Raw genomic sequence first — 11,041 nt, 5'->3', positions numbered from 1 at the left:
TTGTCGTACCAGTCGTTGCCCGCAAAGGTGTAGAAGTGGAGCGACAGGCCCCACATCAGCGGCGTGTCCGACGTGAGCGCCAGCGGCGACGGATCGGGCCGCCACTTCATCGCCTTGGCCATCATCGTCTCGGTCCAGGCGTAGTCGTCGGTATCGGCGCCCACCGCGACCAGATTGGCGCGCGGGCCGGAATAGCTGCGCAGGAACGCGGCGTAATGGCGGAACGACGCGGCATAGGTGTCGGCCATCATGTTGCCGCCACAGCCCCATGTCTCGTTACCGACGCCGACGAACGGTACCGCCCAGGGGGCGGCATGGCCGTTGGCGGCGCGGGCGCGGCCGGGATCGCTGTCGGCGGGTGCAGTCATGTACCGCATCCAGTCGTCCGCCTCCTGCACGCTGCCCGACCCAACATTGACCGAGACGAACGGCGAGGCGCCGATCTGGCCGAGGAAATCCATGAATTCGTGGGTGCCAAACGCGTTGGTATCGGGCTTGCCGCCCCATGACGCGTTGATCTCCTGCGCGCGCTTGCCGGCGGGACCGATGCCGTTGCGCCAGTGATAGGAGTCCGCGAAGCACCCGCCCGGCCAGCGGATGACCGGCACCTTCACCTGTTTCAGCGCCGCCACCACATCGCGCCGAATGCCGCGCGTGTTGGGGATGGTGGAATCCTCGCCGACCCAGATGCCCTCGTACACGCCGCGGCCGAGATGCTCAACGAACTGGCCGTAAATCTCCGGTGCGATGCGCGGGCCGGGGTGGTCGGCATGGACCAGCAGCGTGGTCGGGGCCGCCTGGACCTGGGTCGATGTCTGGGCGATGGCCGACGTGGCCATGGCGGCGACGCCCACCGCGATCAGCGACCGGAGACCCGCCCTCATCGCGCGAAATACCCACGCAGGCGGTCGGCCTCGTCCGGGGTGATCGCCATCACCGCGCCGTGCTTGGGGCCGGTGAAATTGGTCGTCTTCATCCGCGAACCGGCATCATTGAAACGGCCGATGTTGCGGAACGTCTGGAAATCGGTCGTCTCGGCAAAGCCCATATTGTTCGGCTTCGCGCCGAACACGTCGTACATCAGCACGTAGGTGTTCGTGCCGTGGCGGCGCCAAAGCGTGGGTGCCTCGGCCGCAACATTCTCGGGATCGACCTTGCGCGGATCGTAGACGTACCCGCCATCGATCCGGCTCGACACCGCCTGGCGGATGCTGCCGGGCTTTTCATGCGCGACGTAGAACATGTGGTATTTGTCGCCGACCTTCGTGATATCGGCGTCGATCACGTTCACCTCGGGCCGGGGATATTCCAGGATCTTCTTCGGCTCGGTCGTCAGCGTGGTGAAGGCAGGGTTCGCATAGGAATAGACCATGAAGTTCGGCCCGTTGCCGATCCGCGTCGTGAAATAGACCATCATGCGTTTCTTTGCCGGGTCCCAGATCGTCTCCGGTGCCCAGGCATTGCCGGCCTTCGCATAGGTCGGGAACAGGTTGGCCATATCGACCTTCGCCAGCGTCCAGTGGAGCAGGTCGTTGCTCTTCATCAGCAACAGGTTGCGGTTGTTGCCCCAACCGAACTCGTTCTCGGGCCGCTCCCACTGGGTCGTACGCAGCCCCTCACGCTGGCCATAGATGTGCAGGTCGGTCATCGACAGATAGAACGCGCCGTCCGGCCCGCGCATGATGTGCGGATCGCGCAGCCCCTTCTGGTCGGCAACCGCGCGACCGGCCAGTACCGGCTCGCCACCATTCACATCTGTGAAGGTATAGCCGTCCGGCGAAGTAGCGAAATACAGCGAGTGGGTCTCGTCCTTGAAATAGGCAAGCAGATAGGCGGATCGTGCTTCCGCCTTCGTCGCCTTTGGGCGGGATGCGGCGATGGTGGGGACGATCGCGAGCTGCCGGGTGGCGTCCGCTTCTGCCTGCGGGGCCGGGCGGGCGGACAGGCCGACGGTGCCGAAACCCAGCGCCATGGTCGCCAATGCGAGGATCGCCTTCATGTCTTCTCCCAAAGCTCGTCCGCGTCGCGCCGGACCGGATGTTCGCTCTTCATCCTAATTACTCAGACAAATGATGCAATCCAGTTAATAGGGCTGGCGATGTTCGGCATCTGGGTAAACATACCGCAACAAAGCTGACGTTTCCGGCCGGGCGTTTGCCGATCCGCGTCGTTGATCTGCGCCAGCGGGTGGCATGCGGAGAGACTGACTATGGCCGTGAAATTTGCAGGAACGATGAACGCGATCAATCGCGGACTAGATGCGACGAAGCCGGCCAAGGGCGCCGACATCGTCGAGGATTGGGAAGCCGCGCTGGCCGACAGCGACGTGTCGGGCGCCAAGGGCATCCTCCGCGACCTGGGATCGCTGCGCAAGCAATTGGAGAAGGGCGAGCCAGATGCCGACCGCATCCACGCACTGCTCCATCGCCTCGGCACCGCAACGACGAAGATCGCCGACAAGGCAGATAAGTCGCAAGACAAGCTGAAGGCGCTGGGCGAAGCGCTGACCGAAGCTGGCGAGGACGCACCGGACGAAGAGGAAGATGCCGAAGCCGCAGCCGCCCCAAAGCGCGCGCGCAAGAAGGGCTGAGGATGGGAAGCGGGTCGGCCGTTGCGGCCGGCCCGCTTGCCCACTGGCATTTATGGGAGTCCGAAAGTTAAGCTAAGATTAGACTTAAACCGGACCCTTTTTCGAGCCATCTACGCTGAAAAGAACGAAGCGAGGATGGGCAAAGCTGATCGCCGCTGCAATCGTACCAAGCCGCGTCTTCATGATTTCACAGTCGTCGATCAATCGTCCTAAGATCATCTCAAGGATCGGGGTCAAATCCGTCGCGGCGGCCTGGCCCGCATCGATCGTATCGAGCCTGTTCACAATATCTTTGTGTGTCGCCTCGATGCGCTGCCCGCTCTCGGTCAGCGTATCGAGTTGCCCTTGCATGAGCGTCAACGCGTCCAAGAGCCCCGCCAGCGCAGCGCTTACCTGATCCGTACTCATCGGTCTGGCCCGTTCCTATCTGGCGAACGCTTCCTTTCCCGAGCTGCGCGATCACGGTCCAATATTTCGCGAAGGACCTCCTCTGACTTGCTTGGCGTCGGTGCCGTGGACTGCCTTACGGCTTCGTCCATCAGCGAGCGGAGGCCGTCCGATATCCCCGAGGGTCGATGGCCATGCTGCGCGGCTTCGGCTCGGTTGGACCACCCCTGGAGAGCCTGTTTCGCCTCAAGCTTTTCACGCATGACGCGAGAACGCTCCAGTGCTGCTGCGATCAGATCAAGCCCAGGATCTGCAACAGCCGTGCGCGTCTGACCATCGACAACCGCGCCATCGCGCTGGCGGGTAGGTGAAGCCAAACGCAGCGCCCGGGTGGAGTTGGGCTCGGGCGGCGGCAATGCTTCTACAAACCGTCGAAGGCTCTGTGCGACCACCTGATCGGCTAGGGAAGGCGAAGCCGACAGCTCAGCAATAGACCGCATATACGTCGCGCGAACCGTCACCTGCCGAGCTACAAGAATGGCCTCGACCGGGTCTGGGATACCTTGGTCACGGAGGCGCCGGGCGCGATCGGCGCGGCTCGCATCAATCCGCGGAACCCGCCCTTTGTCGCGCATCTTCCGTACCGCAATGTGCTCATACGCGGGGTCAATACCGCGCGCTCTGGTCGGCGTGGCGTTGGCCTCGATGCCGCGCTCGCGGAGCTTCTCGGCGAAGCGTTGCCGCCATCGAAACAGATCATCCCGGTCCGGATGAAAGCGGCGCCCGTCAAAATCGCGACGCGCGATCGTGATGTGAACGTGCGGATGGTCGCGATCGACGTGAAGGCCGGCAACCCACGACCGGTTCGCAAACTCCTCGCGTGCGAAGTCCAGGGCCGCCGCTTTCAAACGCTCCGGATCGGTCCCCGTCGGCATCGAGAGGATCATGGATATCGACGTCGCACCTTTTCGTCTGGCGTCCCCGTCCATCTCGAAGTTATGCCAATCCTTCGCGAGGATCTGCATATCGCGTCCATCCCGCAGAACGATCCCCTCGCTGGTTTCAAGCCCGAGTTCCTCGTCGGGACCATGCCCCAGCCGACTGATATAGGCGAAGTTGGCAAGGACGTGTCCGCCGCCATGCTGACGCCCCGTGATCCGCACCATAACCTCTGGAACTCGACGTGATGTGCGATCCGCAGTCATCACTGCACGGCCGTTTATCCGGGCCTGCGATCCGCCCCCGAAAGCGTGCTTCGCCTGCGCACTCGCACGCGACGTGGCCAAAGATGATGCGGCCTTCGGGAAAATCGATGCGACGGCAAGGCCGAGCATCGTGCTCCCGGTTTTCGGGCCCTTTGTGCTGCCGCCTCCGGTCCCGGGGCGGTACTTCTTCGGCGGCGCGAAGACGCCCGCCATGGAGTCCATCGTCCCGGAAGAGAAGCGGAAGCTCACGCTGCTGACGCTCGGTAGGTTTCGGTCCAGTACCCGACCTCTGCCCCGATCAAAGCAGATAGGGCCAACCGGGTCGTAAACATCAGCGCCTTCAGCTCCTCACATTTTTCGATGAAGGGACCGGCGATGCGGACGATGTCGAGCGAGCTTTCGGGCTGGTTCGCGGCGTTCATTGCATGGACCGCTTGATTGATGTTCCGGCCGATCAAAAGCACCTGCTTGCGCAATTTGACGATCTCAACCTGGGTGGCCGGGGCCAGCCTCAGCACGCCCGCCTTATGCCAGAGCTGCCAGCGAAGCGTGCGTTTGATCCACTCGTTTCGCGTCATCCTCATTGGCGCAGCCACGCTGTCGATACCTTCGATCTCGCTCCTGTCGAGCCGGACCGTGACGCGAATGAGGTCGTCGGGATGCCCCCTGCCCTGAATTGGCAGCACCGGGATGTCATCGTTCTCCGGGGCCAGCACGGCGTTGGCCAACACGCTTGCCATCCAGCTGCTGCGGTTCTGCCCATTCGCTGCGGCAACGCGGTCGATCTCGGCGACCAACTCGTCCCTCAACCGCAGGCCTACATTCATTCCAAAAGCCCCGTGCAGCGGCGCCCCACAAGCCAATGTTCAACATTGGTGCCGTGAGGCATATCCTGCCATCCCTAGTAACTGCCAACTCCCATCAAACAACAACTTCTCTGGAGCGAAACCACTCCAAACGCGGAGGTGAAAATGGATTGAGTGAGTGTATGCGACAATTAGCCATAGGCATCGTGTTGTCGGCTCAGGAAGTTGGAGCACTTTGTGGGAATGGAGGCAATGTCTCGCAGAGACGGCTACTGCTACCCGCATCCCTGAAAGGTGTCGTTCCGGTTTCCACCCAATTATTATCATTAGGACGTACCGGTCGGTTTCATCGATCACATTGTTCAACCCCAACTGGGTCAGGGCGCGTTTGACACACTTGCTGGCTCTAGCGGTTCTATCGGCCAGCGACGGCTTTCATATGTCTCGATCAACGTCGTCAATATGTTGAGCCGATCGCCGGCGTCAGTGCCTTCCTCTGCGCCCCATAGCGCCTCGATCTCACGCAACGTGGTGTCGTGGTCCTCGTCAGTCCGGATCGGAAGAATGTACATCGCGCCACCTCCATTGGTCATCATCAAAACAGGCTCGGCCGAGATATCGATGAACTTGATAACGCCGATCGGTTCCAGTCGAGCGCCCCCGCCACATGATAGTCGCCCGCCTCTTATACCGCCGTGCGGTACCCGCCAAAACGCATCCATGTGGCGTGTATCAGCAGGGCCATTACCAGATCCTGCAGGAAGAACTGGCTGACGCTCAGCATCCCGATGATCGGTCCCTAGGCGACCATCATCACACTGGTGCCGCGCACCAGGAGCACCAGCCCAACATAGCGGATCAGCCCCGTCCGATCCCATGCAGGGTCGCGGAAGGTGACGACGAAGCGCATAGGGCGGCAGATAGATATCCGCATGAGTATGGCGTGCCGACCATGCGATGACCGGGGCAAGCAGCGATGCCAGCGCGGGGATGAAGAGAAAGATGCTCGCTGCGAGCAGCGCAATCGCGACGACGATGCGAGGGACGGTGCCGCGCAGAATCGATACCGCTGCGACCGCGAGCGCGCCAAGGATCAGATCAAGCAGCGCCTGTCGGAGGAACCCCGCGAGCGACCCGCCAAAGTCGGTTGTGCGACACCCGCCATTAATGCGTTGCGGACGATGCCGTTCATCGTCGCGAACAGCATCGCGATGATGAGAGCGCGCATCACGGGGTGAAAGCGATGCAGCCACGGCAAGGCAGTCGCCGCCAGCGCGACAAGGCCCAGTGATTGGATGAATGGATAGAACACCCCCAGATCCCGAGGTTCTTGGCCTCAGGGTAGGGCACCCAGAACACCTGCAGCATGACGACGTGGATGCTGAGCGAGACGATCACGATCATCGCCACCGCGCCCGCCAATGCGACGAGGTTCCAACGGGCGGCGCGGGCGATCATGACGCCTGTGCTAGCAAATCGATGCGGCGTTGATCCATATCGAAGCAACGGTGGATTGCCGTACGGTCAGGCCCTCAGCCCTCGTGGCCGTGGCGTTCGCCGGCGGGTGTATAGTATCGGGCAAGATCGTCTGGTGACAACGTGTGACCGCTGGCCTGTTCGATCAGGGTAGCGATCTCGGCGTCGGTGCGGCCGGTGTCGCGGAGTTGTTCGATCTCGTCGGAGATCATGTTGACGAAGGCGGGGACGGGAAACCGCTCCTCGCCCAGCCCCAGGGTTTTGCGCAGATGCTGCTGGGCGCGCAACGCTTCCGGCAGGGTGAACGAGGGGGCGTCGGCCATGTCGATGTCCTGTCGGTAATAGTGCCCCGGGGCATGAGGCCCCGGGGCAGTTAGGTCAGGCGGTAACGGCATCCGCCTTCGCGTTGATCTTCGACGTCGCCATCGCAGTCAGCTTGTCGTCAGTGGCATATTCCTCGTCGAGCGTTTCCTTCAGGATCGCGGCGATCTCGCTGCGGCCAAGCTGGTTCGCCCACGCGATCAGCGTGCCGTAGCGCGTGATCTCGTAATGCTCGACGGCCTGGGCCGAGGCGATAAGCGCGGCGTCAAGTACCGCCTTGTCCTCGATCTCGCCGGCGACTTCGTTGGCTTCTTTGATGATGCCGTCGATCGCCGGGCAGGTGACGGCCTTGGCCTTTTCACCCAGCAGGTCGAAGATGCGCTCCAGCCGGGCGATCTGCCCTTCGGTTTCGCGCAGATGCGTCTCGAAGCCCTGCTTCAGCGCGGGCGCGGTCGCCTTGTCGAACATCTTCGGCAGCGCCTTGGTGATCTGGTTCTCGGCGTAATAGACGTCCTGCAACTGGTGCAGGAACAGGTCTTCGAACGTGACGATGTCCTTGGAAAACAGGCCCATGATCCGTGTCCTTTGGTAGTGAAAAGCTGCCGCCTCAACGAACCGGCAGCCGCACAAGTTTCAGACCGCGGTATCTAGTCGCTGTTCGGTCAGGATCTGCCAGCCGGTGATGAACAGCGCGGCGACCAGCGGGCCGATGACGATGCCGCTGAGGCCGACCAGTTCGATGCCGCCCAGCGTCGTCACCAGCACCAGCCAGTCGGGGATACCGGTGTCGCGGCCGACCAGGATCGGGCGCAGGATGTTGTCGGCCAGCCCGATGACAAGCACGCCCGATGCGATGACGACCGCCGCCTGCCAGATCGCGCCGATCGCCAGCAGGTAGATCGCGACCGGCACCCAGATCAGCGCCGGGCCGACGGCCGGCAGCAACGCCGCGATCGCCATCAGCACGCCCCACAGCAACCCGGCGGGCAGGCCGACGATCCAGAAGGTGATGGCGCCCAGCGCACCCTGCACCAGCGCGACGACGCCCGATCCCTTGATCGTGGCGCGCACCACCGCGACGAACTTGTCGGCGAGGCGATCGGCGACGCCGCGGTCGAGCGGCAGCGCGCGGACGATCGCCGGCCCGATCCGGCTGCCGTCGCGCACCAGGAAGAACGTCACGTATAGCCCGACACCGAAGGCGAGCAGGAACGCGGCCGCGTTGCGCCCGATCGACAGCGCTTGGCTGGCGAGCGTGCTGACGCTGCCCTGCAACGCGGACGAGATGCGGGACTGTGCCGCGTCGAAGCTGCCGAGGCCGGAGCGGTCGAGCAGTTGTTGCAACCGCGTCGGCAGCGCGTCGTGGACCTGCTGGAAATAGGCGGCGAAGTTGATCTGGCCGCTGCGCATCTGAGTGTACACGCCGGCCGCCTGATCGACGACAAGGCTGGCAACGATCAGCGCCGGGATGACGACCGCGAAGGTGATGATGAGCATCGTGACCAGCGCGGCGGTGTTGCTGCGCCCCGGCCAGCGTCGCAGCAATCGCTGATATAGCGGCTGGAACAGCAATGCGGCCAACCCCGCCCAGAGCAGCGCGCTCGCGAAACTGGACACGATCGACCCCAGCGCCACGGTGATGATGACGAGGAACAGGATCAGTCCCCCATTGTCCACGCGTTGATTGTCGACCGCCATTGAGTGGGTATGCCCTGCCAGAGAAAACGCGGCGAATGGAATGCCGCATCGCGGGTTGCCCCGATGGGGAACCCGTTACGGGGGTGAAACACCGGAGGGGCGGCTTTGCTCCCGGTTCGGGCTTTTGCGATTCTCGTGTCGGAGTGTCGACAATCATACAGGTCGATAGGAAAGGTGTTCACGCGAAGCCGCGGAGCCGCGAGGAAAATGGTTCGCGCAGAGGCGCGGAGACGCGGAGAAGAAGAAAGCGGCGCAGCCATCATCTTGATCGCAGCGGCGTTCGTAATGACAGCCTGCGACCAACCCGGCGCGCAACACCTCCGCGCCTCCGCGCGAAACCACCTTCTTTTTCGCTTCGCGTTTTCGCGTGAACCTATCGCCGGTTCCGGTCCCTTGGTGGCGCCGTCAGGTTGAGCCACAGGAAGCTCACCGCCGCGCCGGCCATCACCAGTCCGGTCCACAGCACCGGCCCGAACACCCATCCGCGCGCCATGATCGCCGCGACGAAACCGGCCGCCAGCAACGCCCAGCCGGCCAGACGCCAGCGGCGGGCGTCCGGGGCGGACAGGCGCCGGCCGAAGCGGGGTTCGTGGTGACGGTCGCTGGCGAGGCCGAACGACAGGAACGCGGTCAGCGCCAGCAGGGTGGCGAGGATGGTCATTCCGCCGCGACCGGCTCGGGCAGGCGCGCCGCCTCGGCGGGCGTGTGGATCGCACGAGGCTTGCGGACGCGCGGCCGGTGGCGGGCGACGCGGCGCGCGGTCCAGGTGAAACCGATCGCCAGTACCAGCAGCACCGCATCGACAGTCGCCATCAGCCAGTCGGACGCCGCGATCCACTGGACGAGGCCCGGCCGCAGGACCAGCAGGTCGCACGCGACCACCGCGACCAGCCCGATCGCGGTCGCCCCCAGCAACACCGTCCAGCCGCGCACCGGCCGCAAGGCCAGCGCCGCCAGCGTGGCGATGCCCCAGGTGACGAACAGCACCGTGATCTCGCGCTCCGCCCGGTCGGGGGTGGCGAGCGGCAGCAACCGGTTGGCGAGGAAGAAGCCGGTGCAGCCGAGCGGAAAGCCGGCGATGACCGCGATGTTCAGCCGCTCGACGACGCGGAACCCGAACGGTGGGCGCAGCGGATCGGCCAGCTTCTCGCGCCGCTTCACCGTCCACAGGACCAGGCCACTGGCGACCATCACCGTGCCGCCCAGCCCGCACAGGAAATACAGCCAGCGCATCGTCAGGTCGCCGAAGCGGCCGGCGTGCAGGCCGATCATCGCACCATAGGTGGTGATCGCGCCGTTCGGCGGAGGCGACCGCCATAACAGCCGCCCGGTCACGCCGTCATAGGTAACACGCGCGCCATAGGTGGCCAGCGTCGCCTTGCTGGCGCGGGTCATCGTGACGCGGGCTGCGACGTCGCCGGGTTCGGCCACCTCGATGAAGCCGACCGGGCCGCCCAGTTGGTGCTCGCCATCGCGGACCAGCGCTGCCAGATCGACCAGCGGCGCGGGGCGACCGGTCCGGGCGACCGCCTCCGACGCGGGGAACAGCGTGGTGCTATCGGCATAATTGGCAACGGTCGCCCACGGCATCAGCATCGTCGCCAGCGTGACGAGGCCGGTATAGGTAATCATCAGGTGGAACGGCAGGCCGAGCACCGCGGTGGCGTTATGTCCGTCGAGCCATGACCGCTGGCCCTTTTCCCGGCGCAGCGTGAAGAAATCCTTGAAGATCTTCTTGTGCGTCACGATCCCGGTCAGGATCGCGACGAGCATCATCATCGCCGCCACCCCGACCAGCCAGCGCGCCCAGATCACCGGCATGTAATGAAGGTCGAAATGGAAACGGTAGAAGAAGTCGCCGCCCCGCGTCTCTCGCGCGACGGGCGCACCGTCCGCGCCAATCAGCGCGAACGTGTCGCGCCGGCGTCGCCGCTCTTTGGCCTTCGGATCGGGCTGCGGTACCCAGAAGACGTACGTGCCGGGGCCATCGGTGCCGGCGATGGTGACGAACCACGTCTTGGCATCCGGCACCTTGCGCTCCAGGAAGCGCTGTGCGCCGGCGAGCGCCTCCAGCGGTCGTTCGACACGCGGGGTTTCCGGCCGCATCCAGCGGTTGAGCGGCTCGCGCCAATAGGCGGCGGTGCCGGCGATGAAGATGATGAACAGCACCCAGCCGAGGAGCAATCCCGACCAGGTGTGGAGCGTCGATTGCGACTGGCGGAAACCCCGGTTCATGCACGGCCCCCCATCTCGATCGACAGCCACGCAATGGCCCCGGCGACCGCGCCCGCGACCAGCAATGTCCACAGCGCCCGCCAGCCGCTGCGCGCGGCATAGGCCCACATCGCGGCGCCGGCGCACAGGACGAAGGCGATCATGGTGGCGGTGACGGTCGCGCCCGCCGGTGTCATCGGCAGCAACCGGGCCAGCGCCATCGCCCACAGACTGGCGACCGCATAGCCGACCGGCATGGCGGCGAGGATGCGCAAGGACGCATCGCCGCGCCGTCGCCATGACATTCCCCTGCGCCGCGCCATATCCGGTCCCATCGCCCGAAC

Annotated in this window: 14 protein-coding genes and 1 pseudogene; 2 read left to right on the top strand and 13 right to left on the bottom strand. The window is 64.4% G+C overall.

What is annotated here, in order from left to right; genetic code table 11:
• Positions 1–884 (bottom strand): annotated as a pseudogene (locus ASG67_RS17690) (alpha-N-arabinofuranosidase); the annotation flags it as partial.
• A complete protein-coding gene (locus ASG67_RS17685; RefSeq protein WP_056532958.1) occupies positions 881–1,999 on the bottom strand; it encodes a glycoside hydrolase family 43 protein in 1,119 nt (372 codons plus the stop codon). The gene ASG67_RS17685 and the pseudogene ASG67_RS17690, both read right to left, overlap by 4 nt.
• A 210-nt stretch (positions 2,000–2,209) precedes the next feature.
• On the opposite strand from ASG67_RS17685, the gene ASG67_RS17680 reads away from it, so the two are divergent.
• Complete coding sequence (locus ASG67_RS17680; RefSeq protein WP_235535287.1) at positions 2,210–2,590, top strand: hypothetical protein; 381 nt, start codon at positions 2,210–2,212, stop codon at positions 2,588–2,590.
• 84 nt (positions 2,591–2,674) lie between these two features.
• Here the strand turns inward: ASG67_RS17680 and ASG67_RS17675 are convergent, their stop codons facing one another.
• The 4 genes from ASG67_RS17675 to ASG67_RS17655 all read right to left on the bottom strand — a co-directional run bounded on the left by ASG67_RS17675 (position 2,675) and on the right by ASG67_RS17655 (position 5,560).
• A complete protein-coding gene (locus ASG67_RS17675) occupies positions 2,675–2,998 on the bottom strand; it encodes a hypothetical protein (RefSeq protein WP_056532955.1) in 324 nt (107 codons plus the stop codon).
• Positions 2,995–4,431, bottom strand: coding sequence for a relaxase/mobilization nuclease domain-containing protein (locus ASG67_RS18645; RefSeq protein ID WP_235535286.1), 1,437 nt, complete (start codon positions 4,429–4,431; stop codon positions 2,995–2,997). Before ASG67_RS18645 ends, ASG67_RS17675 begins: the two co-directional genes overlap by 4 nt.
• Positions 4,428–4,979 carry a hypothetical protein gene (locus ASG67_RS17660; protein WP_235535285.1) on the bottom strand — a complete coding sequence of 184 codons (552 nt, stop codon included), beginning with the start codon at positions 4,977–4,979 and terminating at the stop codon, positions 4,428–4,430. The genes ASG67_RS18645 and ASG67_RS17660 overlap by 4 nt, the downstream gene beginning before the upstream one ends.
• A gap of 386 nt (positions 4,980–5,365) precedes the next feature.
• Complete coding sequence (locus ASG67_RS17655; protein ID WP_200940835.1) at positions 5,366–5,560, bottom strand: hypothetical protein; 195 nt, start codon at positions 5,558–5,560, stop codon at positions 5,366–5,368.
• Positions 5,561–5,881: 321 nt separating this feature from the next.
• Here ASG67_RS17655 and ASG67_RS17650 point away from each other — a divergent pair, with 321 nt between their 5' ends.
• Positions 5,882–6,226, top strand: coding sequence for a hypothetical protein (locus ASG67_RS17650; RefSeq protein ID WP_156460911.1), 345 nt, complete (start codon positions 5,882–5,884; stop codon positions 6,224–6,226).
• On the opposite strand, the gene ASG67_RS17645 is transcribed toward ASG67_RS17650, so the two are convergent.
• From ASG67_RS17645 to ASG67_RS17615, 7 genes are all read right to left on the bottom strand, one after another.
• Positions 6,216–6,446, bottom strand: a complete 231-nt coding sequence (locus ASG67_RS17645) for a hypothetical protein (protein ID WP_056532942.1) — start codon at positions 6,444–6,446, stop codon at positions 6,216–6,218. The genes ASG67_RS17650 and ASG67_RS17645 overlap by 11 nt on opposite strands.
• A gap of 74 nt (positions 6,447–6,520) precedes the next feature.
• On the bottom strand, positions 6,521–6,787 hold the full coding sequence (locus tag ASG67_RS17640; protein ID WP_056532939.1) for a hypothetical protein: 267 nt from the start codon (positions 6,785–6,787) through the stop codon (positions 6,521–6,523).
• A gap of 55 nt (positions 6,788–6,842) precedes the next feature.
• Entirely contained in the window at positions 6,843–7,358 is a 516-nt protein-coding gene (locus ASG67_RS17635; RefSeq protein WP_056532936.1) for a ferritin-like domain-containing protein, read from the bottom strand.
• A gap of 60 nt (positions 7,359–7,418) precedes the next feature.
• Positions 7,419–8,483: an AI-2E family transporter gene (locus ASG67_RS17630; RefSeq protein WP_056532933.1), complete on the bottom strand. Its 1,065-nt coding sequence runs from the start codon at positions 8,481–8,483 to the stop codon at positions 7,419–7,421.
• A gap of 373 nt (positions 8,484–8,856) precedes the next feature.
• Positions 8,857–9,144 carry a DUF3325 domain-containing protein gene (locus tag ASG67_RS17625; RefSeq protein WP_056532930.1) on the bottom strand — a complete coding sequence of 96 codons (288 nt, stop codon included), beginning with the start codon at positions 9,142–9,144 and terminating at the stop codon, positions 8,857–8,859.
• A complete protein-coding gene (locus tag ASG67_RS17620; protein ID WP_056532927.1) occupies positions 9,141–10,718 on the bottom strand; it encodes a PepSY-associated TM helix domain-containing protein in 1,578 nt (525 codons plus the stop codon). The genes ASG67_RS17625 and ASG67_RS17620 overlap by 4 nt, the downstream gene beginning before the upstream one ends.
• On the bottom strand, positions 10,715–11,020 hold the full coding sequence (locus ASG67_RS17615; protein WP_056532924.1) for a hypothetical protein: 306 nt from the start codon (positions 11,018–11,020) through the stop codon (positions 10,715–10,717). Before ASG67_RS17615 ends, ASG67_RS17620 begins: the two co-directional genes overlap by 4 nt.
• Positions 11,021–11,041 lie beyond the last annotated feature (21 nt).

This window comes from Sphingomonas sp. Leaf339, assembly GCF_001426195.1.
Lineage (GTDB): Bacteria > Pseudomonadota > Alphaproteobacteria > Sphingomonadales > Sphingomonadaceae > Sphingomonas.
This window is presented reverse-complemented; position numbering and strand designations above follow the sequence as displayed.

Bases quoted from the DNA above. Each gene is read 5' to 3' on its own strand.
- ASG67_RS17625 (WP_056532930.1), bottom strand. From the start codon at position 9,144: ATGACCATCCTCGCCACCCTGCTGGCGCTGACCGCGTTCCTGTCGTTC.
- ASG67_RS17635 (WP_056532936.1), bottom strand. From the start codon at position 7,358: ATGGGCCTGTTTTCCAAGGACATCGTCACGTTCGAAGACCTGTTCCTG.
- ASG67_RS17685 (WP_056532958.1), bottom strand. From the start codon at position 1,999: ATGAAGGCGATCCTCGCATTGGCGACCATGGCGCTGGGTTTCGGCACC.
- ASG67_RS17620 (WP_056532927.1), bottom strand. From the start codon at position 10,718: ATGAACCGGGGTTTCCGCCAGTCGCAATCGACGCTCCACACCTGGTCG.
- ASG67_RS17675 (WP_056532955.1), bottom strand. From the start codon at position 2,998: ATGAGTACGGATCAGGTAAGCGCTGCGCTGGCGGGGCTCTTGGACGCG.
- ASG67_RS17630 (WP_056532933.1), bottom strand. From the start codon at position 8,483: ATGGCGGTCGACAATCAACGCGTGGACAATGGGGGACTGATCCTGTTC.
- ASG67_RS17680 (WP_235535287.1), top strand. From the start codon at position 2,210: ATGGCCGTGAAATTTGCAGGAACGATGAACGCGATCAATCGCGGACTA.
- ASG67_RS17615 (WP_056532924.1), bottom strand. From the start codon at position 11,020: ATGGCGCGGCGCAGGGGAATGTCATGGCGACGGCGCGGCGATGCGTCC.
- ASG67_RS17640 (WP_056532939.1), bottom strand. From the start codon at position 6,787: ATGGCCGACGCCCCCTCGTTCACCCTGCCGGAAGCGTTGCGCGCCCAG.
- ASG67_RS17655 (WP_200940835.1), bottom strand. From the start codon at position 5,560: ATGTACATTCTTCCGATCCGGACTGACGAGGACCACGACACCACGTTG.
- ASG67_RS17645 (WP_056532942.1), bottom strand. From the start codon at position 6,446: ATGATCGCCCGCGCCGCCCGTTGGAACCTCGTCGCATTGGCGGGCGCG.